Here is a 25,022-nt window from a genome sequence, read left to right as displayed (position 1 = left end):
CTCCTTGGCGGGCAGCAGGCGGCCGAGCAGTTGCAGGAAGTGTTGCCCATTGCTGCGCGACTTGGCTAGGGTCGCCGCGACCCGCCCGAGCTAGTCGGTGGGCAGTTCCTGGGCCGAAAGTACCACGACCGGCAGGCCGGGGTGTCGTCGATGCAGCTCCTCGAGCAGTTCCAGGCCTTCGCCATCGGGCAGGCCGAGGTCCAGCAGGACCAGATCGTAGGGCCCTTCGCCGAGGCGCTGGCGGGCCTCGGCGAGGCTGCCGGCGGCGACGAACTCGGCCAGCTCGCGGGCCTGCTCGGCGACCACCTGGCGCAGATCGGCGTCGTCCTCGACGTGGAGGATGCGCGATCGGACGGGCGGGCCCGGCAGCGGCGGGGCGCTGGCGGCCTGACCCTCGGGCAGCGGCGCCCCGCGCCCGTCGTCCGCGGCGCTGGGCAGTCCGGAGCCGGCGGCGGGCAGCGGCAGTTCGAACCAGAAGGTCGTGCCCTGGCCCTCGAGCGAGTCGAAGCCGATACGTCCGCCCATGCGTTCGATCAGTTCCTTGCTGATCGCCAGGCCCAGTCCGGTGCCGCCCTTCTGCCGGCTGTCGGCGGCATCGGCCTGGGAAAACTTCTGGAATATGCGGGTGTGGAATTCGGCCGGTATCCCGGGGCCACGGTCCTGCACGCTGATGCGCACCTGTGGGCCGTGCTGGGCGGCGCTCAGGCGCACGCTGGCACCGCGCGGGGAGAACTTGACGGCATTGGAGAGCAGGTTGGTCAGCACCTGTTGCAGGCGCATGGCGTCGACACGCACCTGCAGCGCCGCGCAGTCCGCCGCCGCCAGGACCACCCCGTGCTGGTCGGCGAAGGCCTGGTTGCTCGCCAGGCTTTCGCCGAGCAGGGCGGACAGGTCGAGCAGCTGCAGGTCGAGGGTCATCTTGCCGGCGACCAGCTTGTCCATGTCCAGCAGGTCGTTGATCAGGTGGCTCAGGCGCAGGCTGTTGTGGTGGGCGATCTCCAGCATCTGCTGCATCTTCGCCGGCAGTGCGCCGAGGGCGCCGCCCTGGATCAGGCCGAGGGAGCCGGCGATCGAGGTCAGCGGGGTGCGCAGCTCGTGGCTGACCGCGGAGACGAACTCGCGCTGCAGGCGCTCGATGCGCTTGTGCTCGGTGATGTCGTGCATCACCGCGACGGCGCCCAGCTGGCGGCCGTCCGGGGCGTACAGCGGGTCGGCGTTGGTGCTGACCAGGCGCGGGGCCTGGCCCTTGGCGACGATGCTGATCTGCGCCTCGCGCACCCGCTCGCCGCGCAGGGCGCGCAGCAGCGGCACGTTGTCGCCCAGCAGCGGGGTCAGGCCGTCGGCCTCGAACAGGTCGTAGTGCCGGCTCCACTGCTCAGGCGGCAGGCGGCTGATATCGGTGCCGTGCCATTGCCGTGCGGTGTCGTTGAACAGGGTCAGTTCACCCTCGGCGTCGCAGGCCACCACCCCCTCGGCGAGGGCCTCGAGCAGGCGCCGGTTCATCTCCTGCTGCTGCTCCAGCTCGGCTTCCTGGCGCTTGCGTGCCGTGACATCGCTGATCACCCCATGCCAGACCACCGAGCCGTCGGCCTGGCGCTGCGGGGTGGCCTTGCCCTCGACCCAGATCAGGCCCTTGCGCGGATGGCGCACGCGGTACTCCTGGTGCCACTGGCCGAGGTTTCTCGCCGAGTCGAGGATGGCGGCGCTGAGCCGGGCGCGGTCGTCCTCGTGGATCAGGTCGTATAGCGCCTTGGTCTGCTCGAGGACATCGGCGGGGCTCAGCCCGTAGATGTCGGCGATGCCCTCGCTGGCATAGGGGAAGCGCAGCGTGCCCTGGAGCGGCAGGTGTGCCTGGAAGACCATGCCGGGCAGTTGCGCGGCGATCTGCTGCAGGCGCTGCTGGGCCTGCACGCGTTGGCTCAGGTCCTGGGCGATGGTGATATAGCCGAGCAGCGCGCCGCCGTCGTCGAGGACCGCCGAGACCGTCAGCAGCACCGGCAGGCGGCTGCCGTCGCGGCGCAGGTAGGTCCATTCGCGCGGCGGCCGGTCGCCCCGTGCCTGGGCGCTGAGCAGCGAGAAGTCGGCCGCGCAGGCGTGGCCCAGCTCCTGCGTGCGGGCCTCGGCGCGGCTGGCCAGTTCCTGCGGATCGAGCAGCGCCTCGGTCAGTGGCCGTCCGAGCAGGGCCTGGCGGTCATAGCCGAGCAGGTGTTCGGCGGCCGGATTGATGCGGGTGACGCGGCCTGCCGGGCAGGTGGCGATCATCGCGCTGCCGGCGCTGTCGAGGATGGCGCGTTGCAGCGCCGCCTGCTCGGCGTGCTGGCGCGCGCTCAGGCGCAGCTCGAAGAGACGCTCGACCTGGCGCGCCAGGCGTTGCAGGCCCTCGCGCTGCGGCATGCTCAGTTGCCTGGGGCGGCGGTCGATCACGCACAGGGTGCCGAGCTTGTGTCCGGTCCGACTGTTCAGCGGCATGCCGGCATAGAAGCGGATATGCGGCGGCCCGGTGACCAGCGGGTTGTCGCGAAAGCGTGGGTCCGCCAGGGCGTCGGGCACCTCCATCAGCTGAGGGGCGAGAATGGCATGGGCGCAGAAGGCGAAGTCGCGGGGCGTCTCGCAGGCGTCCAGGCCGACCCGGCTCTTGAACCACTGGCGCTGCGCGTCGACCAGCGAGATCAGTGCGATGGGCACGTCGCACAGCTGCGCGGCGAGCTGGGTGAGGTCGTCGAAGGCCTCCTCGACGGGGCTGTCGAGCAGCGCATAGCGCTCGAGCTCGGCGAGGCGCGCGGCTTCGTCTAGGGGCTCGGGGGCGTTGCCGGGGACCGGTGACTCGCGTCTCATGCGGACTGCTCCTGTGCGGCGGCCTCGGCCAGTGGCAATTCAATCCAGAAGGTAGCACCCAGGCCCTCGGCCGAGTCGAAGCCGATGCGTCCGCCCATGCGTTCGATCAGCTCCTTGCTGATCGCCAGCCCCAGGCCGGTGCCGCCGCGCTGGCGGCTGTCGGAGGCATCGGCCTGGGCGAATTTCTGGAAGATGCGCCCATGGAAGGCCGGGGCGACGCCGGGGCCGTGATCGCGCACGCTGATCCGCACCCAGGCGCCGCGGCGCTCGCAGCTGACCTCGACCTCCTGCTCTGCGGGCGAGAATTTCGCGGCGTTGGCCAGCAGGTTGCTCAGCACCTGTTGCAGGCGCTGGCCGTCGACCCTGACCCGCTCCGTGCAGACCCCCACCTGGTGCAGGCGCACGCCGTGTTCGGCGGCATAGGCCTGATTGCACTGCAGCGCCTGCTCGATCAATGGCTGCAGTGCCAGCTCCTCGCAGGCGATGGGCATGCGCTCGGCCTCCAGCTTGCCGATGTCCAGCAGGTCGTTGATCAGCAGGCCCAGGCGCCGGCTGTTGTGCCGGGCGATCTGCAGCATCTGCTGCAGGTGCTCGGGGACTTCGCCGAGGGCGCCGGAGTCGATCAGCTCCAGGGGCCCGCTGATGGCGGTCAGCGGCGTGCGCAATTCATGGCTGACGGTGGCGACGAACTCGTTCTGCAGGCGCTGCAGGCGCTTGCTCTCGCGGATGTCCTGGACGTGCAGGATCCAGCCGGCGGCGCCAGACGAGCCGTGGCCGAGGACGGCGACACTGAGCTCGACATCGACGGACTCGCCATGGGCGTCGAACAGGCATCCCTGCCAGCTGCGTACCGTCTGCTCATCGGCGGCGCCGAGCACGGCGTCCAGGCCGGCACCCAGTTGCGGGTCGGCGAAGCGCGCCAGGGGCTGGTCGAGCAGGTCCTCGGCGCCGCGCCCCAGCAGCCGGCAGAAGGTCGGGTTGACCGTCAGCAGGCGACCCTGGGGGTCGAGCAGGGCGAGGCCCTGGGGGGCCATCTCGAAGGCCTGGCGAAACTGCCGCTGGCTGTGATTGAGCGCCAGCAGCAGGCTGGCCTGGCGATGCTGGCCGTGCAGGGTCAGGGCGATCAGGGCGCTGATCGCCAGGGCCAGGCTCCAGCCGATCAGGCGCAGCCAGCCGAGCTGCGGCGCCTCGGCATGGCCGTCGCTGGCGCCGAGCCGCCAGTGCGTCCCGGCCAGGCGCACCGTCAGTTCGACGTTGGCGGCCCCGTCGGGGACGGCGCTGCCCTTGATCAGTTCGCCGTCGGCGGCATCGCGGTGCCTGAGGCGAATGACCAGGTCGAGCTGGCGGGCCGCCCGCTCGACCTCGGCATACAGGCGGTCGAAGTCGATCACCGTGCTGACCAGCCCCCAGTAGCTGCCGTCGCCGAGGAACACCGGTACCCGGTAGATCAGCCCGCTGCCGCCCTGGACCAGCGGCAGCGGGCCATCCAGGCCCGGCTCGCGGCTGGCGATGATGCGCTGCACCGCCGACCACTGCTTGGGCAGGTCGGGGTAGTACAGGCCGAGGGCGGCTTCGTTGCCGGCCAGGGGATAGACGAAGACGATGCGGTTGCCCGGCGCCAGGCCGATGTTGCGGATATGGCGACCGCGGCGCAGCAGGCCGTCGAGCCAGGGTTGCAGCTCCGGCGGCTGCACCTCGCCTTGGCGGGCGCCGATATAGGAGGCCAGGCCGGTGGCCAGGTGCAGGGTGGCGTTGAGTTCGCTCAGCAGCACCGCGCGTACCTCGCCGGCGCGGGCGGTGAGGCGCTGCTGGTGGGCGTCGAACTGGCGCAGGGCGTATTGCCGCAACAGCAGTTCGACGCCCAGCCCGAGCACCAGCAGCAGGGCCAGGCTGATCGCCCAGTTCCTGTTGCGGCGGCGCCGCGAACGGGCCTGCTGGCGGGTCAATGCATTCATGCTGGGGACGCCTCGGGCAGTTCGAACCAGAAGGTGGCGCCGCGGCCTTCGCCCGAGTCGAAGCCGATGCTGCCGCCCATTCGTTCGATGATTTCCTTGCTGATGGCCAGACCGAGTCCGGTGCCGCCCTTGTTGCGCGTGTCGCTGGCGTCGGCCTGGGAGAACTTGGCGAACATCTGCTCGCGGAAGGCTTCCGGTACGCCGGGGCCCTGGTCGCGCACGCTGATTCGCAGTCGCCCGGCGCGCGCCTGCACGCTCAGTGTCACGGCCTGGCCGGGCGGGGAAAACTTCGCCGCATTGGACAGCAGGTTGGCCAGTACCTGCAACAGGCGCTGGCCGTCGACCACGACCCGGGCGTCGTCGGCCCGTTCGCGCAACTGCAGCGCCACGTTGAATTGCCGGGCGTAGGGCTGGTTGTGCTCCAGGGCCTGCTCGAGCAGCGGCATCAGCGGTTGTTCGCGCAGCTCCAGGTGCATCTTGCCGGCCGCCAGCTTTTCCATGTCGAGCAGGTCGTTGATCAGCTCGCCGAGCCGCTGGCTGTTGCTCTGGGCGATCGTCAGCATCTGGCGCATCGCGGCCGGCACCTCGCCGAGGGCGCCACCGTTGATCAGCCCCAGGGAGCCGGCGATGGCGGTCAGCGGGGTGCGCAGCTCATGGCTGACGGTGGAGACGAAGTCGTCCTTCAGTTGCTCGATGCGTTTGCGCTCGCTGATGTCGCGGATCACCGCGATGAAGCGCTGCTCGCCCTGGTGGCTGATCTGCGAGACGGCCAGCTCGATGGCGAACTGCTCGCCGTTGCTGCGCCGCCCGGTCAACTCGCGCACACTGCCGATCAGGCGCGCCTCGCCGCTGGACCGATAACGCGCCAGATAGCCATCGTGGGCCGCCGCCTCGGCGGCGGGCATCAGCAGCTTGACGTTGCACCCGGCGACCTGCGCCAGGCTGTAGCCGAACAGCTGCTCGGCGGCGCGGTTGAAGGTCTCGATGCGGCCGTGCTGGTCGATGGTGACAATGGCGTCGAGGACGTTCTCCAGCAGGGTGCGCAGGTAGTCCTCGCGCTCGCGCAGCGCCCGTTCGGCGGCGATTCGTTCGCTGAAGTCCTGCACCTGGGAGACGAAGTGCAGCGGCCGACCGCGGGTATCGCGCACCAGCGAGACGCTGAGCAGCGCCCAGACCGTGGCGCCGCGCTTGTTCAGGTAGCGCTTCTCCATCTGGTAGGCGTTGATGCGCCCGGCCAGCAGGTCCTCGACGTTCTGCAGGTCGAGCGCCAGGTCGTCGGGGTGGGTGATCTGCTGGAAATCGCCGCGCAGCAGTTCCTCGCGGCTGTAGCCGAGCATCCGGCACAGCTCGTCGTTGACCTCCAGCCACTGGCCCTGCGGCGATACCAGGGCCATGCCCTGGGGCGCGGTGCTGAAGGCGCTGCTGAAGCGTTGCTGGCTGACCTGCAACTGGTCCTCGACCGCCTTGCGTTCGCTGATGTCCCAGATGAACCCGGAGATCCACAGCAGCTCGCCCTGGCTGTCGTATTCGCCGCGGCCCTTCTCGCGCACCCAGACGCTGTGGCCGTCGGCATGGCGCAGGCGGTAGGTCAGCTCGAAGGCCTCGCGGCGCGCCAGCGCCTCGGTGGCGCGGTAGGTGGCCGGCAGATCGTCCGGGTGAATGACGCTGGCGTAGCTGCGCCTGTGGTTGTCGACGAAGTCGCCGGCCGGGTAGCCGCACAGGGCGAAGATGTCCTCGCTCATGTAGCGCATGGTCCAGTCGGCGTCGTTGTGGCAGCGGTAGACCACCCCGGGCAGGCTGCTGACCAGGCCGCGGAAGCGGCTTTCGCTCTTCTGCAGGGCGCGGGTGGCCTGCAGCAGTTCGCTGATGTCGCTGGCGATGCCGAGGAAGCCGGCGACACCGCCAGCCCCGTCGGGGATGGCGCTGACGGTGAGGTTGACCGTGCGGCTCTGGCCGTCCTTGCGGAGGTAGGTCCACTGGCGCGTTTCGGCCGTGCCCTTGCGCGGGTTGTGCACGAACACCTCGAAGCCCTCGATGGGCTGCCCGGCGGCCTGGCTGAGTTGCTCGCCGCGCTGGCGTACTTCGTCGGCCCGATGGAACACCGCCGGGCTGCAGCGCCCGACCATTTCCGCGGCCCGGTAGCCGAGCAGGGTCTCGGCGCCGGAGTTGAACAGGGTGATCAGGCCGTGCGGGTCGGTGGCGATGATCGAGACGCCGGTGGCCGAGTCCAGCAGCGCCTGGAGGAAGCTGCGCGCCTGATGCATCTCCAGGTCGCGCTGCTTGCTGTCGCTGATGTCCTGCACCGTGCCGACCAGGCGCAGCAGCTGACCCTGCTGGTTCGGTTGCAGGCGGCCCAGTTCGTGGACCCAGCGGATCTCGCCGTCCGGGCGGATGATGCGGTGCACCACGTCGTGCACGCCACCGGCCTCGGCGGCGCGCTGGCTGGCCTGCACCTGCGCGCGGTCCTCGGGGTGCACGCACTGGTAGAAGGCCGCGAGGCTGGGGCTGAAGTGCTGCGGGTCGCGGCCGAAGATGTCGAAGATCACGCCGGACCAGCGCAGCTCGCCGCTGCCCAGGTCGAATTCCCAGTGGCCCAGGCGGGCGATCTGCTGGGACTCGTCGAGGCGTTCGAGCAGGGTCTGCTGCGCCTGTTCCTGCTGCTGACGCTCCAGGGTGGTGCCGACCCAGCGGGCGAACAGGCGCAGGAATTCGTGATCGGCCTCGTCGAACGGCTGCTCGCGGGGCTCGGCGGCGGAGAAGTTCAGGGTGCCGAAGCGCCGGCCGCCGACCCAGACCGGCAGGCCGATATAGCACTCCAGGGCGAACTGCCGGTAGCAGGGATGGCTGGCGTGGGGCGACTGGGCCATATGCTCGATGGCCAGCACCTCGTCGCTGTCCAGGGCGATGCTGCAGTAGGTGTCACCGAGCGCGAAGCACTGGCCGTCGCGCAGGCTGTCGGCCGGCGAGACCTGGACCAGCACGCGATAGTCCTCGCCCTCTATCTGGCTGATGATCGCCAGCGGCAACTGGTAGAAGCGCGCCCCCAGTTGCAGGGCCTGGCGCAATTGCTCCTGGCTGCTGACCTTCGGCAAGGCGGCAATTTCGTTCAGCGCGCGCAGGGCCGCCTGCTGACGCTGCAGGCGGCGCTGCTCGAGTCGGCGCTGGCCGTCGCGGCGCAGCGCCTCGACCAGTTGGCCGAGGGTGGCGAGCAGCGGATGCAGCTGTTCGATCAGCTCGTGCGGGTAGCCGCCGGCGCGGTTGGCCAGGCCGAGCAGGCCGACCATCTGGCCGCGACTGAAGATCGGCAGGCCGGCACCGGTGCGCACGGGCGGATGGACCAGTGGCAGGCCGCTCGGTGGGGCAGCGGCGCCGCTCTCGTCGACGATCAGCGGTTGCGCATCGCTCAGGACGCGGCCGAACAGGCTGTGGCGGTCGCGAATCTCCAGGCCACCGGTCGGCTGATCCGTCTGCTCGGCGAGGCCACAGATGGCGTAGCTGCGCAGGTAGGGCGCGCCGGCCTCGTCGTCCAGCACCTCGCCGATGAAGCCGAATTGGCTGGCGCTCAGTTCGAGGATGCGCTGCAGCAGGGCGTCGAACACCTGGTGCTGGTTCTGGGCGTCGATATAGCCGGCCTGGGCCTGGGTGATGATGGTCAGCAGCTGGCGCGACTGCTCGCTCTCATGGTGCCGCTGTTGCAGGGCGTGCTGGTGGCTGCGCATCAGCGCCTGGGTGCTGTTGCGGGTGGCCAGCAGCAGCGCCAGCAGCAGGGCCTCGGCGCCCAGCCAGGCCAGCAGCCATTTGCCGACCAGCCAGCGCTTGTTCTGCTGGTGCACGGCGAACTGCTCGCTGACATCGCGCCAGACCAGGGCCATGGCCAGGTTGGGCACGGCGGACTGCTGCCGGTGCTGGTAGGCGGGCAGGACGATCTGGTTGAGCAGGTAGGTCTGGCCCTGGTCGTCGACCAGCTTGAGGGCGTTGCCCGCCGTCGGGTCCGGCAGTTGCTGCTGCTGTTGCCAGCGCCGCACCTCGGGGCGCGAGGCGTCCAGCAGGTGCCAGCCGCTGGAGCGTCGCGGCAGGCCACGCAGCTGCTCGCCGCTGTCCGGCGCATCGAGCAGGCGGCGACGGACCAGCAGCGCCACGCCGGCCTGCAGTTCGTGATCCAGGCGCTGCAGGTCGTCGAGTATGCCGAAGCCCACCTCGATGGCCCCGACCGTGGTTTCCCCGCCCGGGCTCTCGGCCCGCAGTGGCGCGACCGCGGCCATGCCGGGCTGGTCGGGCAACAGGACCAGGCCGGAGCGGCTGCGCCCATCGCTCAGGGCGTCGCGCAGCATCGGCCGCTCGGTAGCCTGGCGCTCGCCGAACCTGGTTGGCGCATGGACCCGCAGCAGCACGTCGGCCTCGGGCGCCAGGTGGACGGAGAGACGGAACGGGTGGCCGGTCTGCAGGCTGCGCCAGCGTGGCGCCAGGCGCGTGTACAGCTGATTGCGGATATGGCCGAGGCTTGCGCCGTCGGCGTCCTGGCCCGACAGGCTGTGGGCCTGGCGTACCAGCTCGACCAGCCAGGCGTCGGCGGCAATGGCGTCGGCCAGCATCGTCGCCTGTTCCCGCAGCTTGTCCTGGGTGCTCAGTTGGGCCAGGCGCTGCAGTTCGCCCTGCCGGGCCATCTGCAGTCGCCACAGGGCGTCGTGCTCCTGCAGCGCCTGCCAGCTGAGGGTGCTGAACAGCAGGGCGAGGATCAGGCTGCCGAGGCCGACTATCCAGTAGAGCGCCCGGGCCCTGGCGGCAGCGATCATGGACAGTTTCCTGGGGAGACCGGCGGCCGTCACGCTCAGGTCAGTCCGGCCAGGCGGCGCAGGCGCGCCAGGTCTTGGTGATCGGGTTCGGGGAGCAGCTCGCAGACGGCCAGGCGCATGACAATGGTTTCTCGTTTGACGTTATTGCTGGCCAGACCATAGCAGGCGCCGATCAGCTCGCGCAGGGGGGTGGGCAGGCGCCAGTGGGCTTTCAGACGATAGGCCAGCACGTTGCTGGACTGGTCCAGTGCCTGCTGCAGTTGCTCGCTGTCCAGGGCCCGGTCGGCATTCTTCCACAGCTGGGCCTGGTGCAGCACGCACAGTTCGCCCATGCGCTGCAGCACCGCGGCGCTGTGCAGCGGCGTGGGATCGAGGTGACACTGCTCGGCCAGCCGGGACACCCGCTCAGCGAGGCGTTCGATCTGCTCGACATAGGCAATGGCCTGCAGCTTCAGTTCGGCGTCCTCGAGCTCCGCCGCCGGGCGCAGGCCGAGGCCCAGGCCGAGATTCAGGCTGGTGGCCGGGCCGAGGCGGTGCAGCGCCTCGGCCAGGCTCAGGCAGGCCTGGTTGGCGTGATTGTATTGGCTGCTGTTGGCCGCGGCGATCAGGCGCGCGGTCAGCGCCGGGTCGTGCTGCCAGCGCTCGTTGAGCAGTTGCAGGCTCGGCGCCTCTTCCCCCGTCTGCTGCAGGCCGTCGAGCGTGCCGGCCTGCAGCGGCAGGTCGAGGGCACTGGCCGGCAGCGTGGCCAGGTGATCGACGAACGTGTCGCCGGCCAGGGGCGCGACGCACGCCTCGGCCTCGTCCGCCGGCAGCAGTTGCTGCAGGCATTCGAGCACCTTGGGCACCTGGAACGGCTTGCTGATGAAGGCGCTGACCCCGATCGCCTTGACCGCCAGCACGCTGTCGCGATCGGCGCGGCCGGTGACCATCACCAGGGGGACCTGGTCGTTGTCGCGGTGTACCTGTTCCAGCAGCTGGGTGCCCGAGTCGTCGGGCAGGTTCCAGTCGGCGATCACCAGGTCGGCGGCGTGCTGTTGCCAGTCCTGCAGTGCGGCCGCCACGCTGTCCAGGCACTTGACCTGGGCGGCCGGGCGCAGACTGAGCACGATCTGCTTGAGCAGGTCTGCGATCCAGGGGTCGTCTTCGAGAATCATCACGCGCATGACAGCTCCTTGGTGGCGTTTGCTGGCAGCCCCGGCCACCGTCCGTCGCCTGGACAGATCCGCAGTGCGGTCTCCCGGCCATGGGCCGGAGGCGGTGTCAGCAGCAGGATAGGCTGGTGTTGCGGCGGCACGTTCAACTCCGTTTGCGTGCACAGCAGTATAGGTATCGACAGGGTCGTGGCATTCGTATCCAAAAGACCAACTGGTTTTCTGCCCTGAGGCGGGGATAATGGGGCACGGCCTGCTGCTTGAGGGCAGGCTGCGTCACCCTTTTGAGAGGCACTCGACCCTATGTGGTACAACGGAATTCTCGACCTGTCGGTCTGGCAACTGATCGCGGTCACCCTGCTGATGACCCACGTGACCATCGTCAGCGTCACCGTCTATCTGCATCGCTACTCGGCGCACCGCGCCCTGGAGCTGCATCCGGCACTGAAGCACTTCTTCCGCTTCTGGCTGTGGCTGACCACCGGGCAGAACACCCGCGAATGGACGGCCATCCATCGCAAGCACCACGCCAAGTGCGAAACCGTCGATGATCCCCACAGCCCGGTGGTCAAGGGCCTGAGCACGGTGCTGCGCAAGGGCGCCGAGCTGTATCAGGAGGAGGCGAAAAACCAGGAAACCCTGCGCATCTACGGCAAGAACTGCCCGGATGACTGGGTCGAACGCAATGTCTATTCGCGCTACCCGATCGGCGGCGTGACCCTGATGGCGATCATCGACCTGGCCCTGTTCGGCGTGCTCGGCATGACCGTCTGGGCGATCCAGATGATGTGGATTCCGGTCTGGGCCGCCGGGGTGATCAACGGCCTCGGCCATGCCGTCGGCTACCGCAACTTCGAGTGCCGCGACGCGGCGACCAACCTGCTGCCCTGGGGCATCCTGATCGGCGGCGAGGAGCTGCACAACAATCACCACACCTACCCGAACTCGGCCAAGCTGTCGGTGCGCAAGTGGGAGTTCGACATGGGCTGGGCCTGGATCAAGCTGTTCAGCCTGCTGGGCCTGGCCAAGGTGCAGCGGGTGGCGCCGATCGCCCACCGGATCGAGGGCAAGCGTCAGCTGGACATGGACACCGCCATGGCGATCCTCAACAACCGCTTCCAGATCATGGCGCAGTACCGCAAGCTGGTGATCGCGCCACTGGTCAAGCAGGAGCTGCTCAAGGCCGACGCCTCGGTGCGGCACCAGTTCCGCCGCGCCAAGCGCCTGCTGGCCCGCGAGCCGAGCCTGCTGCAGGACAAGCAGCAGCTGCATATCGACGCCATGCTGGCGCACAGCCAGGCGCTCAAGGTGATCTACGAGAAACGCCTGGCGCTGCAGCAGATCTGGGCCCGGACCAGCTCCAACGGCCACGAGATGCTCGAGGCGATCAAGCAGTGGGTGCACGAGGCCGAGGCCAGTGGCATCCAGTCGCTGCGCGATTTCGCCGAACAGCTGCAGAGCTACTCGCTGCGCCCGGCCGCCGCGCGCTGACCGGAGTCGGCGTAGCCACCTAGAAGCCCGCCATTTGGCGGGCTTTTTCGTTGGCCGCCGCGGCGAGGCTCTATGCTGAAGGTGTCGCCCATGCATTTATCAGAGTGGCGCCTCTATGGACGAGCAGGGTCCTGTCCCGAGCGAGCTGGAAGAATTGACGCTGGCGCTGTTGCACTGCCGCGGCGAGGTCACCCGGCTGCGAGAGCGCGAGCGCCTGTTCAGCACCCTGGTGGGCAGCCTCAACGCCGTGCTCTGGGCTTTGGATTGGTACAACCATCGGATGATCTACGTCAGTCCGGCCTATGAGCGTGTATTCGGTCGCTCGGCCGCGCTGCTGCTGGCCGATTACCAGGAGTGGCGCAACAGCATCTACCCGGATGACCTCGACTACGCCGCCGAGAGCCTGGCCAAGGTCCTCGAGACCGGGGCCGTGGAGACCCGCGAATACCGCATCATCCGCGGCGACGGGCAGCTGCGCTGGCTTAGCGACAAGTGCTTTATCGGTCGCCAGAGCGAGGCCGGTGATCCGCACATCATCGTCGGCATCGCCGAGGACATCACCGAGAAGAAGCAGCTGGAGGGCGAGCTGCAGCGCCTGGCCACCACCGATGTACTGACCCAGAGCAGCAACCGCCGGCACTTCTTCGACTGCGCCCTGCGCGAATTCGAGCACGCCCGCCAGTTCGGCACGCCGCTGGCGTTCCTGCTGCTGGATATCGACGACTTCAAGCAGATCAACGACAGCTACGGCCACCAGGTCGGCGATCAGGTGCTGCAGCGCCTGGCCCAGTGCGGCGCCACCGTCCTGCGGCGTGGCGACCTGTTCGGACGCATCGGCGGGGAAGAGTTCGCCGCGCTGTTTCCCGGTTGCGAGCCGGCCCTGGCCAAGCAGATCGCCGAGCGCCTGCAGCGCGAGGTCAAGCGCCTGGGCTTCAGCCACCAGGGCAAGACCTTCGGCATCACCGTCAGCCAGGGCCTGACCAGCCTGGCCCCGACCGACCTGAGCCTGGATGCGCTGTTCGCCCGCGCCGACGCGGCCATGTATGTGGCCAAGCGCCAGGGCAAGAACCAGATCGTCTTCGCCTGAATACCCCAGCTGGCTGCGTCGACGGCGTTGGCGACTTATCGCCAACGCCGTGCGGGCGCTCGGCGGAATCTCGCCTATTGCGGGGGGGCAAACCGCACCCTGGCGATTCGTCCTCGCGAAAAAGCCGCGCCCCAGAGCCATCGCCAGTCGGATCGAGGCGCTTGGCACGGTTGCTGCCTTAGCCATCCCACGGCCAGTGCGCGTCTCGACGACCCTTATCCTTTCGTCGAATGTCGCCTTCTCCTCGATTGACGGGGTAAACGTCGGCCATCTACGATATTTCGACGATATTGGAATTGGTATGACCAATATTCTCGAGGGACATAACAAGAACTTCAAGAAAGCTGTCGAGGTCCTCCATGCCGGTCCTGCTCATTGCCCCGTCCTGCCGCCTTGCCGATTCGCCGGGTACACCGCGATCGATTCCCTTGCCGCGTATCGCCGGGCCGTTGCCGCCTACTCCGAACCCCTGATTACGGGCGCTCCCCGCCGTGCTCGGCGCCTGGCTTGCCGCGGCAGCAGGGAGAGTGCCCCCGATTTCGGTGCGTGACCGCCGCTTCGTCAGCGAGGCTGGTGTCCGGACCGATGTGCCACCCTTACAACACTGGAGCAAATCACAATGACAAAGACCTCCCTGGCTCTGGCCATCGCTGCCGGCACCCTGTCCCTGAGCCCCCTGGCCCAGGCCGAGTTCATCAAGGACAGCAAGGCCAGCCTGGAAGCGCGCAACTTCTACTTCAACCGTGACTTCCGTCAGGATGCCCGTCCGACTCCCAGCCAGGCCAAGCAGGAAGAATGGGCGCAAGGCTTCATCCTGCGTATGGACTCCGGCTATACCGAAGGCACCGTGGGCTTCGGCCTCGACGCCATCGGCATGCTCGGCTTCAAGCTCGACTCCGGTGATGGCACGGCGGGCAGTGGCCTGCTGGTTCCGGACCGCTCGGGCGGTTCCCAGGACTATTCCTCCGACCTGGCCGTCGCCGCCAAGGTCTAGGCCTCCAAGAGCACCCTGCGCGTCGGCAGCATGCAGTTCAAGAACATGGCCATCGCCTCCAGCGACAGCCGCCTGACCCCGCAGGTGTTCCAGGGTGGCCATCTGCTCTCCCAGGAAATCAATGGCCTGACCCTCGATGGCGGCTACCTGCGCGAAGTCAACCATCGCAACTCCGGTGACTTCGAGGACATCGCCATCACCAGCGGCGGCCGGCGCGGCATCACCACCAGCGGTGGCACCACCACTGATTCCTTCCAGTTCCTCGGTGGCAGCTACAAGCTCAGCCAGGACCTGACCGCGGCGTACTATCACTCCCAGCTGGAGGATCTGTACAAGCAGAACACCTTCAACCTGGTGCACGTGCTGCCGATCGCCGACAAGCAGAGCCTGAAGACCGACCTGCGCTACACCCGCTCCACCGACGATGGTTCGCGCAGCAACGTCGACAACAAGGCGCTGAATGCCATGGTCACCTACAGCCTGGAAGGCCACAGCTTCGGCCTGGGCTACCAGAAGATGAGCGGCGACACCGGTTATGCCTACGTCAACGGTACCGACCCGTACCTGGTGAACTACGTGCAGATCAGCGACTTCGCCAACAAGGACGAGCGCTCCTGGCAGGCCCGTTACGACTTCAACTTCGCCTCCATCGGCATTCCCGGCCTGACCTTCATGACCCGCTACCTGACCGGCGACAACGTCGAACTGGGCGCCGGCCGTTCCGAGGGCAAGGAGTGGGAGCGCGATACCGAGTTGATGTACGTGTTCCAGGAAGGCGCGCTGAAGAACCTCGGCGTGCGCTGGCGCAACGCGGCGGTGCGTTCGAACTTCGCCAACGACATCGACGAGAACCGCCTGATCGTCAGCTACACCCTGCCACTGCTCTAAGCGCAAGGCCTGCCGCGCGCCTGACCCCGCGCGCTACAGGGAAAAAGCCCGCCAACTGGCGGGCTTTTTCGTTGATCCGGCAGGAGCCGCCCGTCGGACCGGGAAGCGGGCTTGCTCCGCAGTACACTATATTGAAAGATATATTGTTAATGGCTTAAGTGAGTGCCGTCCCATGACCACCCCCGACGTGCCCCTGGATACCCAGCGACTGCGGGCCAACGCCGATGCGGCCGGCCAGTTGCTCAAGGCTCTGGCCAATCCCGACCGCCTGCTGCTGCTCTGCCAGCTTGCCCAGGGCGAGCGCAGCGTCGGTGAACTGGAGGCCCAGCTCGGCATCCAGCAGCCGACCCTGTCGCAGCAGCTGGCGGTGCTGCGCCGCGAGGGCCTGGTGGAGACCCGCCGGGACGGCAAGCAGATCCACTACCGGATCAGCAGTCCGGCGGCCCTGGCGGTGATCGACACCCTGTACCGCCTGTTCTGCGCGGAGCAGCCGACATGAGCCTCGATTGGCTGCACTTCACGCCCTGGTCGGCCCTGGCCGGCGGCGCGCTGATCGGCGCGGCGGCCAGCCTGTTCATGCTGCTCAATGGCCGCATCGCCGGGATCAGCGGCCTGCTGGGCAGCGCCCTGGAGGGCGGCGAGGGGCGCACGGAGAAGCTGCTGTTCCTCGCCGGGCTGCTGCTGGCGCCGCTGCTCTGGGGCCTGTTCGCGCCGCTGCCGGTGCTGGAGTTCCCCAGCGACGGTCTGGCGCTGCCGCTTGCCGGCCTGCTGGTCGGCCTCGGCACCCGCTACGCATCCGGCTGTACCAGTGGCCACGGCGTGTGCGGCCTGTCGCGGCTGTCGCCGCGCTCGCTGGCGGCGACCCTGGCCTTCATGGCCAGTGGCTTCGCCACGGTGTATGTCCTGCGTCATCTGCTGGAGGTTTGAGCATGGGCAAGTTGACTGCGCTGCTGGCCGGCCTGCTGTTCGGCCTCGGCCTGCTGCTGTCGGGCATGGCCAACCCGGCCAAGGTGCTGGGCTTCCTCGACCTGGCCGGCGCCTGGGACCCGTCCCTGGCACTGGTCATGGCCGGCGCCATCGCCGTCGGCTATCCCGCTTTCGCCTGGGCCAAGCTGCGCCGCGAGTCGCTGCTCGGTGCGCCGCTGCGCCTGCCGACCGCGCGTCAGCTGGACCGCCGGCTGATCGCGGGCAGCCTGCTGTTCGGCGTCGGCTGGGGCATCGCCGGCATCTGCCCGGGACCGGCGCTGGTGGGCCTGGCGGCGGGCTACGGGCAGATGGCGCTGTTCGTCGTGGCCATGCTCGTTGGCATGGCCCTGTTCGCTGTCCTGCAGCGCCGCGGCGGCGCCTGAGCCGGCGCTGCATTATCGGGTGCGCCCGGCTATGCTGGCGGCCCACGGAGGAGTCCCCATGTCACCCGAAATAGCCGCCTTCTTCGATCCGGCCACCTCGACCTACAGCTACGTGGTCAGTGACCCGGCCAGCAAGCGTTGCGCCATCATCGATGCGGTGCTGGACTACGACGCCGCCGCCGGGCGCACCTCCGCGGACGGCGCCCGGCGCTTGGTCGAGCATGTGCGCGAGCAGGGCCTGCAGGTCGACTGGCTGCTGGAAACCCATGTGCATGCCGACCACCTGAGCGCGGCGGCCTACCTCAAGGCCGAGCTGGGCGGGCAGCTGGCCATAGGCGCGGGCATCACCGCGGTGCAGGCGACCTTCGCCAAGCTGTTCAACGCCAGCGACGAGTTCGTCGCCGATGGCCGCCAGTTCGACCACCTGCTCGAGGATGGCGAGTGCTTCGGCGTCGGCACCCTCGAGGCGCGGGCGCTGCACACCCCGGGTCACACCCCGGCGTGCATGACCTACCTGATCGGCGATGCCGCCTTCGTCGGCGACACCCTGTTCATGCCCGACTACGGCACCGCCCGCTGCGACTTTCCCGGCGGCGATGCGCGCAGCCTGTATCGCTCGATCCACAGGCTGTTCGCCCTGCCGGACGACACCCGCCTGTTCCTCTGTCACGACTACAAGGCGCCGGGCCGCGACGAGTACCAGTACCAGACCAGCGTGGCCGAGCAGCGTGCGCACAACGTACATGTACGCGAGGGCATCGACGAGGACGCCTTCGTGGCCATGCGCCGCGCCCGCGACGCCGAGCTGAGCATGCCCAGGCTGATGCTGCCGGCGGTGCAGGTGAACATGCGCGGCGGGGAACTGCCGCCGGCCGAGGGCAACGGCACCCGTTACCTGAAAATCCCGTTGAACCTGTTCCGATGAGCTGGCGTCCGGACTGGTTGCGCGGCTACGACCGCCGAGTGGCCGGCCAGGATGGCCTGGCCGCGCTGATCGTCACCCTGATGCTGATCCCGCAGAGCCTGGCCTACGCCATGCTGGCCGGCCTGCCGCCGCAGACCGGGCTCTACGCCAGCATCCTGCCGCTGCTGGCCTACGCGCTGTTCGGCTCCAGCCGCAGCCTGGCGGTCGGCCCGGTGGCGGTGGTGTCGCTGATGACCGCCGCGGCGCTCGCGCCACTGTTCGCGCCGGGGAGCGCCGAGTACCTGGGCGCGGCCATGCTGCTGGCCCTGTTGTCGGCGCTGCTGTTGTTCGGCATGGCGCTGCTGCGCCTGGGTTTTCTCGCCAACTTCCTCAGCCATCCGGTGATTTCCGGCTTTATCAGCGCCTCGGGCCTGCTCATCGCGCTGGGCCAGCTCAAGCATATTCTCGGCATCCAGGCGGCGGGCCAGGCCCTGCCCGAGCTGCTGCCGGCGCTGCTCGAGGGGTTGCCGGCGACGCACCTGCCGACCCTGCTGATCGGCGCCAGCAGCCTGCTGTTTCTCTGGTGGGCGCGGGCCCGCATGAAGGCGCTGCTGGTGGGTCTTGGCGTCAGTCCGGCGCTGGCGGCGAACCTGGCCAAGACTGGACCGGTATTGGCCATCGTGGTGTCGGTGCTGGTGGTCGGCGCCCTGCAGCTGGAGCAGGCCGGCGTCGCGGTAGTCGGGGTGATTCCCCAGGGGCTGCCGCCGCTGACCCTGCCGCCGCTGGACCTGGCGTTGATGCGCCAGCTGTTGCCGGCGGCGGCGCTGATCAGCCTGATCGGCTTCGTCGAGTCGGTCTCGGTGGCGCAGACCCTGGCGGCCAAGCGCCGCCAGCGCATCGCCCCGGACCGCGAACTGCTCGGCCTCGGCGCGGCCAACCTGGCGGCCGCGGTCAGCGCCGGCATGCCGGTGACCGGTGGCTTCGCCCGTTCGGTGGTCAATTTCGAGGCGGGCGCGCAGACGCCCATGGCCGGCGCCCTGACTGCCGTGGGTATCGCCCTCAGCGCGCTGCTGCTGACGCCCTGGCTGCACGACCTGCCCCAGGCGGTGCTGGCGGCGGCGATCATCGTCGCGGTGCTCGGCCTGGTCGACCTCGGCGCGCTGCGTCACACCTGGCGCTATTCGCGCCAGGACGGCGCGGCCCAGGCGGCCACCCTCGGCGGCGTGCTGCTGTTCGGCGTCGAGGTGGGCATCCTGCTCGGCGTCGGCCTGTCGCTGCTGCTGTTCCTCTGGCGCACCAGTCGCCCGCACCTGGCGGTGGTCGGCCAGCTGCCGGGCAGCGAGCACTTTCGCAACGTCCTGCGCTACAGCGTGGTGCAGAGCCCCAGCGTGTTGTCGCTGCGGGTCGACGAAAGCCTGTACTTCCCCAATGCGCGCTTTCTGGAGGAGCGCGTCGGCGAGCTGATCGCCGCGCGGCCCCTGGTGCGGCATCTGGTGCTGATGTGTTCGGGGGTCAACCTGATCGACGCCAGCGCCCTGGAGAGCCTGGAAGCCATCGCCGAGCGCCTGCGCAGCGCCGGGGTGCAGCTGCACCTGTCGGAAGTGAAGGGGCCGGTGATGGACCAGCTGCAGCGCTCGGCCTTTCTCCAGCAGTTCGGCGGCCAGGTGTTCGTCAGCCAGTACCACGCGCTCTGCGCCCTGGACCCGGACAGCACCCACCGCGCCCTGCAACAGACGGCCTAGCGCGGGCGGCGTGGCGCCGCCCGGCCTGGCCCGGGCTCAACGCCGTTGCGGCGCGGGCTGCTGCTGGGTGATGCAGTGGATATTGCCGCCGCCGAGGAGGATTTCCCGGCCCGGCACCATCACCACCCGGTGCTCGGGGAACAGCGCCTGGAGGATAGTGCGGGCCTGCTCGTCCAGCGGGTCGTCGAAGCTTGGCGCGATGATGCCGCCGTTGACGATCAGGAAGTTGACGTAGGAACCGGCCAGGCGCACCTCGGGGCTGCGTTCCTGACTGCCGGCGACCAGGTCGACCCCGGCGCACTCCTCTTCGCTGGCATGCAGCGGCCCGGGGATCGGCATCTTGTGCACGATCAGCTGGCGGCCCCGGGCATCGCGGGCAGCGGCCAGCACCTGCATGGCCGCCTGGCAGCGGGCGTAGTTGGGATCCTGCGGGTCGTCGGTCCAGGCCAGCAGCACCTCGCCCGGGCGCACGTAGCAGCAGAAGTTGTCGACGTGGCCGTCGGTCTCGTCGTTGAACAGGCCGTCCGGCAGCCAGATCACCGTGTCGACGGCCAGGTGGTCGCGCAACATCTGCTCGATCTCCGCGCGGCCCAGCTGCGGGTTGCGGTTGCGGTTGAGCAGGCATTCCTCGGTGGTGATCAGGGTGCCTTCGCCGTCGACATGGATCGAGCCGCCTTCGAGGACGAAGCCATCGGTGCGATAGCGCGCGCAGCGCTCGATCTCGAGGATCTTGCGGGCCACCTGGTCGTCGCGCTGCCAGGGGAAGTACAGGCCGCCATCGAAGCCGCCCCAGGCATTGAAGGCCCAGTCGACACCGCGCACTTCGCCCAGGGCATTGCTGACGAAGGTCGGCCCGGTGTCGCGCACCCAGGCGTCGTCGGTGCTGATCTCGACCAGGCGGATGGCCGGGTGATCCAGGCGCGCGCGGGCGTTCTCGTACTGCTCGGCGCTGACGCAGACGGTCACCGGTTCGAATTCGGCGATGGCCTTGGCCACCGCGCTGAAGGCGGCCTGGGCCGGCTTGCCGCCCAGACGCCAGTTGTCCGGCCGCTGCGGCCAGACCATCCAGGTCTGGCTATGGGGTTCCCACTCGGCCGGCATGCGGAAACCGTCGGCGCGTGGGGTGCTGTTTAGGGTGGTCATCGCGTTTACCTTTTTCAGATTCGGCCTGGTAGTGCGTTACGGAAGCCTACCTGTCCCGGCGTCGCTGCGACAGCCGGGACGTTCGTTTGACGAGGCGCGATCAGGACTCCAGCACGCCGTCGAGGGTCTTGATCGGCGCGTAGAGGTTCGGCCGGCGATCGCGGAAGCTGCCCCAGGCGCTGCGGATGTGCTCCAGCTGGTCGAGGTCGAACCGGTGCACCAGCACGCCTTCCTCGGTCTCGTTCAGTTCCTCGACCTTCTGCCCGAACTGGTCGGCGATAAAGGAGCTGCCGTAGAAGGTGATGTGGTAGCCGTCCTGGTCCTCGCGGCCGATGCGGTTGCTGGCCACCAGCGGCATCAGGTTGGCGCCGGCGTGGCCCTGCTGCACGCGCTGCCAGTGGTCGCGGGAGCTGATGCTCGGGTCGTGGGGCTCGCTGCCGATGGCGGTCGGATAGAAGAGGATCTCGGCGCCGAGCAGGGCCATGCTGCGCGCGCATTCGGGGAACCACTGGTCCCAGCAGATGCCCACGCCGATCTTGGCGTAGCGGGTGTTCCACACCTTGAAGCCGGTGTCGCCCGGGTTGAAGTAGTACTTCTCGTGGTAGCCGGGGCCGTCCGGGATATGGCTCTTGCGATAGATGCCGAGGTTCTCGCCGTCGGCGTCGATGATCGCGATGCTGTTGTAGCGCGCCCTCCCGGCCAGCTCGAAGAAGCTGATCGGCAGCACCACCTGCAGCTCCTTGGCGACCTGCTGGAAGTGCGCGATGGCCGCGTTGGCCTCGACCGTGGTGGCCAGCTGCAGGTAGTCCGGGTTGGGCTTCTGGCAGAAGTACGGGGTCTCGAACAGTTCCTGGATCAGGATGATCTGCGCGCCTTGGGCGGCGGCCTGGCGCACCAGCTTCTCGGCGTTGGCGATATTGGCGGCGCGATCCCAGGAACAGGCCATCTGGGTGGCGGCGACGGTGACGATGCGGGACATGGAACACCTCTTCAGAGCAGTAGGCGGTGGCCGTTACAGGCGAGCAGACGGCCGAATGCGGTGGCGGCTCGGCGAGTCTGTGACGGCCGAGCGGCTGCTGACTTTATAGTCGATAAAAATCGGCTTTAGAAGCTATTTTTTTCTTAAGAATGATAATTATCGATTAAAACACCGATAGTTATCCGTTTGTTGCGGCGAAGGGCTGCCCCGCCAGCGCCTGAAAACCCGGGGCGGGCAGGCTGCGGGCGTCACCCGGCCGAGAGCGGAGCGTCCCGTTTCGGCAGGCAGGGCGGCAGGTACAGGCCCAGGTAGGCGTCGAACACGCGCATGCCCTCTTCGGCCAGGCGCGGGCTGATATGGCCATGCAGTTGCACCGAGCGGGCGTAGACCCGGTCGCCCAGCTCCATGGCCAGGGCGAACACGTCGATATCCGTCGGCAACGGCGGCAGGAGGAAATGCCGGGCGAACAGCGCCTGCATCAGCTGGCCCAGTTCGATGTCGTGCTGGCGGTCGGCCTGGGTCACCTCGGCCAGGCCGTGCTGGGCGAGGATCAGCTGGCGGGCGGCGGCGTCGCCGGCGTAGATCGCCAGCATGCGCAGCTCGACGGTGCGCGACAGGTCGCGCCAGTCACGCAGCTCGGCGTGCGCCACCGGCTGCTGCAGGCTGGCGCGGAAGGCGGCGTGGATGTCCGCGGTCAGGGCTTCCAGCAGGGCCGGCACGCTGGCGAAGAAGTGGTACACCGAGGACGGCGGGATGGCCGCGCGCTCGGCCACGCTGTAGATCGACAGGCTGGCCACGCCCTGCTCGGCGAGCAGTTCGCGGGCGGCGGCGAGGATCACGGCGATGCGTGCCTGGCTGCTGGCGCGGGGCTTGCGGGCGGTACTGGGACGCGACATGGCGGAGATCTCGGCAAGGGACGGCCTATTGGACGTCAGCCGTCGCTGCCCGCGCAAGCCGAGCGGGCGCCCGCCTGCGCGTCAGTCGCCGCCGCGGAACTGGCGCCAGACCCGGTCGCGAACCTGCGCGTGCTTCTCCGGCATGGCGTCCAGGGCATACAGGCGGCGCTTGGTGGCGCGATCGGGATAGAGGCCGGGGTGGTCGCGCAGGTGCTCGTCGAGATGCGCCTGGGCGTCGGCATTGCCATTGGGGTAGAGCACTTCCTCGGTGATCAGTGCGGCGACCTGCGGGCGCATCAGGTAATCGATGAAGCGGTGGGCCAGATCGGCGCGGCGGGCGCTGCGCGGAATCACCAGGTTGTCGATGAACAGCACCGAGCCCTCGGCGGGCACCAGGAAGCGCACCGGCTGGCCGGCATCGGCGGCGGCCAGGGCGTCGCCGACCCAGGCCATGGCGACGCACAGGCGGCCCTGGTTGAGGTCGTCGATATAGCGTTCGCTGTCGACGTAGCGCAGGTTGGGACGCAGGCCCGCGAGCACGTCGGCGGCGCGCTCGATGCGGCTCGGGGCGCTGCGGGTCAGGCTGCGGCCCTGGTAGTTGAGCAGCAGCGACAGGGTCTCGTCGGGGGCGTCCAGCACGCTGATGCCGCAGCTCGCCAGGCGCGCGCTCTGCGCGGCGTCGAACAGCAGGCTCCAGCTGTCCGGCAGCGGGCCGCCGAACGCCGCTTCGGCCTGCGGCGTGTTGATCGCCAGGCCGACCGCGCCCCACAGGTAGGGCACGGCATGGCGATTGCCGGGGTCGACCGCGGCCAGCTTGCTCAGCAGTTCCTTGTCCAGGTGGCGGCGATTGGCCAGGCGCTGGAAGTCCAGGGGCTGCAGCAGGCCCTCGTCGATCAGCCGCGGCAGGTCGTTGTGCGAGGGCACGATGAGGTCGATGGCCTCGTTGCCGCGGATCGCCGCGTGCATTTCCCCGGCGGTGCTGAAGGTGCGGTACTCGACGCGGATGCCGGTGTCGGCGCTGAACCGCTCCAGTACCTGGGGGGCGATGTAGTCGTTCCAGTTGTACACGCGGATGACGTCCTCGGCGCTGGCCAGCAGGGGCGTCAGGCTGAGCAGCAGCGAAGCGAGCAAGCGGGGCATGGGGTGTCTCCCTGTCGGCATGGGCGTGCGCGCCATCCGGCGCGGCCGTCGAGTGCAGCAGGCGCAGGCCTGGGCAATGCTGCCCGGGGCCGGCTGAATAGAACGACGCCGGCTCGGGGCCGGCGTCGGGGGTGTTGCTTACACGGTGTGCAGGTACCAGTTGTACTCGAGGTCGGAGATGGTGGTCTCGAACTCCTCCAGCTCGGCTTCCTTGCACGCGACGAAGATGTCGATGTACTCGGGGCTGATGTACTGGTTGAGCACTTCGCTGTCGTCCAGCTCGCGCAAGGCATCGCGCAGGTTGTTCGGCAGGCTCTGTTCCAGCTGCTCGTAGGAGTTGCCCTCGATCGGCTCGCCCGGCTCGATCTTGTTGGTCATGCCGTGGTGAATGCCGGCGAGGATCGCCGCCATCATCAGGTAGGGGTTGGCATCGGCGCCGGCGACCCGGTGCTCGATGCGCACCGCGTCGGCACTGCCGGTCGGCACGCGCACCGCCACGGTGCGGTTGTCCAGGCCCCAGCTCGGCGCGTTCGGTACGTAGAACTGCGCGCCGAAGCGGCGGTAGGAGTTGACGTTCGGGCAGAGGAAGGCCATCGACGCCGGCATGGTGTCGAGGATGCCGCCGATGGCGTGGCGCAGCACGTCGCTCTGCAGCGGGTCCTCGGAGGTGAAGATGTTCTGTCCGGTCTTCTTGTCGAGCAGCGAGATGTGCACGTGCAGACCATTGCCGGCCTGGCCCGGGTAGGGCTTGGCCATGAAGGTCGAGTCCATCTCGTGGTCGTAGGCGATGTTCTTGATCAGGCGCTTGAGCAGCAGCGCATAGTCGCAGGCCTTGAGCGCATCGTTGGTGTGATGCAGGTTGACCTCGAACTGCGCCGGGGCACTTTCCTTGACGATGGCGTCGGCCGGCAGGGCTTGCTCCTTGGCGGCCTCGAGCATGTCCTGCAGGCAGTCGACGTATTCGTCGAGGTCGTCGATCAGGTAGACCTGGGTGGAATGCGGGCGCTTGCCGGAGATCGGCGAGCGTGGCGGCTGCGGACGGCCGTTCACGTTCTCCTGGTCGATCAGGTAGAACTCCAGTTCGAAGGCGGCGCAGATGGTCAGGCCTAGTTCGTCGAACTTCTGCACCACCTGGCGCAACACCTCCCGTGGATCGGCGAAGAAGGGCGTGCCGTCCAGTTCGTGCATGGTCATCAGCAGTTGCGCGGTGGGGCGCTTCTGCCAGGGCTCGTTGCACAGGGTGTTGGGGATGGGGAAGCAGATACGGTCGGCGTCGCCGATATCCAGGCCCAGGCCGGTGCTTTCCACCGTCGAACCGTTGATATCCAGGGCGAACAGCGAAGCCGGCAGGTTGATGCCTTTTTCATACACCTTGTGGAGGCTGGCGCGTTCGATGCGCTTGCCGCGCACCACGCCATTCATATCTGCAATGAGAAGGTCGACGAACTGGACCTCAGGATGTTCCTTAAGGAACGCGTTCGCTTCATTAAGCTGAACGGCACGCGGGGGTACCGACATGATGCAACACCTTTTTTGTTAAAAATATCAATCATGCGACTGCACGACAGTGAGTCAATCCTAAACGTCAATGCCTGTCAAGAGAGGCAAATGGTGCCCCGAAAAAGAGCTTCGTGGCCATTTATAGGGCGTTTCAGGGCAGTCCTGCTTCGTGCGC

General features: G+C 68.4%; 16 protein-coding genes and 1 pseudogene. 8 read left to right on the top strand and 9 right to left on the bottom strand.

The features are described from left to right. Window positions 1-90: 90 nt before the first annotated feature. Genes LPB260_RS04330 through LPB260_RS04315 form a run of 4 tightly spaced genes read right to left on the bottom strand, consistent with a single transcriptional unit; the run spans window position 91 to window position 10,746 of the window. Entirely contained in the window at window positions 91-2,835 is a 2,745-nt protein-coding gene (locus tag LPB260_RS04330; protein ID WP_208707410.1) for a PAS domain S-box protein, read from the bottom strand. Next, window positions 2,832-4,790: an ATP-binding protein gene (locus LPB260_RS04325; protein WP_208707409.1), complete on the bottom strand. Its 1,959-nt coding sequence runs from the start codon at window positions 4,788-4,790 to the stop codon at window positions 2,832-2,834. The genes LPB260_RS04330 and LPB260_RS04325 overlap by 4 nt, the downstream gene beginning before the upstream one ends. After that, window positions 4,787-9,583: a PAS domain S-box protein gene (locus tag LPB260_RS29295; RefSeq protein ID WP_208707408.1), complete on the bottom strand. Its 4,797-nt coding sequence runs from the start codon at window positions 9,581-9,583 to the stop codon at window positions 4,787-4,789. Before LPB260_RS29295 ends, LPB260_RS04325 begins: the two co-directional genes overlap by 4 nt. 35 nt (window positions 9,584-9,618) lie before the next feature. Beyond that, window positions 9,619-10,746 carry a response regulator gene (locus LPB260_RS04315; RefSeq protein WP_208707407.1) on the bottom strand — a complete coding sequence of 376 codons (1,128 nt, stop codon included), beginning with the start codon at window positions 10,744-10,746 and terminating at the stop codon, window positions 9,619-9,621. A gap of 291 nt (window positions 10,747-11,037) precedes the next feature. Here LPB260_RS04315 and desA point away from each other — a divergent pair, with 291 nt between their 5' ends. The 8 genes and pseudogenes from desA (at window position 11,038) to LPB260_RS04275 (ending at window position 19,189) form a co-directional block, all read left to right on the top strand. Beyond that, window positions 11,038-12,225 (top strand): delta-9 fatty acid desaturase DesA, encoded by a 1,188-nt coding sequence (gene desA, locus LPB260_RS04310; RefSeq protein WP_208707406.1) that lies wholly within the window; start codon window positions 11,038-11,040, stop codon window positions 12,223-12,225. A gap of 115 nt (window positions 12,226-12,340) precedes the next feature. Further along, window positions 12,341-13,312: a sensor domain-containing diguanylate cyclase gene (locus LPB260_RS04305; protein WP_208707405.1), complete on the top strand. Its 972-nt coding sequence runs from the start codon at window positions 12,341-12,343 to the stop codon at window positions 13,310-13,312. A gap of 619 nt (window positions 13,313-13,931) precedes the next feature. Continuing rightward, window positions 13,932-15,194 (top strand): annotated as a pseudogene (locus LPB260_RS04300) (OprD family porin). Window positions 15,195-15,366: 172 nt separating this feature from the next. Beyond that, window positions 15,367-15,693 (top strand): helix-turn-helix transcriptional regulator, encoded by a 327-nt coding sequence (locus LPB260_RS04295; RefSeq protein WP_208707404.1) that lies wholly within the window; start codon window positions 15,367-15,369, stop codon window positions 15,691-15,693. Further along, window positions 15,690-16,121, top strand: a complete 432-nt coding sequence (locus tag LPB260_RS04290) for a YeeE/YedE family protein (protein WP_208707403.1) — start codon at window positions 15,690-15,692, stop codon at window positions 16,119-16,121. The genes LPB260_RS04295 and LPB260_RS04290 overlap by 4 nt, the downstream gene beginning before the upstream one ends. 2 nt (window positions 16,122-16,123) lie before the next feature. Continuing rightward, window positions 16,124-16,543 carry a DUF6691 family protein gene (locus tag LPB260_RS04285; protein ID WP_208707402.1) on the top strand — a complete coding sequence of 140 codons (420 nt, stop codon included), beginning with the start codon at window positions 16,124-16,126 and terminating at the stop codon, window positions 16,541-16,543. A gap of 58 nt (window positions 16,544-16,601) precedes the next feature. Further along, window positions 16,602-17,468 (top strand): MBL fold metallo-hydrolase, encoded by an 867-nt coding sequence (locus tag LPB260_RS04280; protein WP_208707401.1) that lies wholly within the window; start codon window positions 16,602-16,604, stop codon window positions 17,466-17,468. Further along, window positions 17,465-19,189, top strand: coding sequence for a SulP family inorganic anion transporter (locus LPB260_RS04275; RefSeq protein WP_208707400.1), 1,725 nt, complete (start codon window positions 17,465-17,467; stop codon window positions 19,187-19,189). The genes LPB260_RS04280 and LPB260_RS04275 overlap by 4 nt, the downstream gene beginning before the upstream one ends. 36 nt (window positions 19,190-19,225) lie before the next feature. Here the strand turns inward: LPB260_RS04275 and aguA are convergent, their stop codons facing one another. From aguA to LPB260_RS04250, 5 genes are all read right to left on the bottom strand, one after another. Then, window positions 19,226-20,332 (bottom strand): agmatine deiminase, encoded by a 1,107-nt coding sequence (gene aguA, locus LPB260_RS04270; protein WP_208707399.1) that lies wholly within the window; start codon window positions 20,330-20,332, stop codon window positions 19,226-19,228. Window positions 20,333-20,432: 100 nt separating this feature from the next. After that, a complete protein-coding gene (aguB, locus tag LPB260_RS04265; RefSeq protein WP_208707398.1) occupies window positions 20,433-21,311 on the bottom strand; it encodes an N-carbamoylputrescine amidase in 879 nt (292 codons plus the stop codon). Window positions 21,312-21,559: 248 nt separating this feature from the next. After that, window positions 21,560-22,207, bottom strand: a complete 648-nt coding sequence (locus LPB260_RS04260) for a TetR/AcrR family transcriptional regulator (RefSeq protein ID WP_208707397.1) — start codon at window positions 22,205-22,207, stop codon at window positions 21,560-21,562. 81 nt (window positions 22,208-22,288) lie between these two features. Further along, the gene (locus LPB260_RS04255; RefSeq protein WP_208707396.1) at window positions 22,289-23,347 is read right to left on the bottom strand and encodes an extracellular solute-binding protein; all 1,059 of its coding nucleotides are present in this window, start codon (window positions 23,345-23,347) and stop codon (window positions 22,289-22,291) included. 138 nt (window positions 23,348-23,485) lie between these two features. Then, window positions 23,486-24,865 carry a glutamine synthetase family protein gene (locus LPB260_RS04250; protein ID WP_208707395.1) on the bottom strand — a complete coding sequence of 460 codons (1,380 nt, stop codon included), beginning with the start codon at window positions 24,863-24,865 and terminating at the stop codon, window positions 23,486-23,488. Window positions 24,866-25,022: the final 157 nt, after the last annotated feature.

Source organism: Pseudomonas sp. LPB0260 (assembly GCF_013388395.1).
Note: the sequence above shows the minus strand (reverse complement) of the source record. Positions and strands in the feature narration are given on the sequence as shown.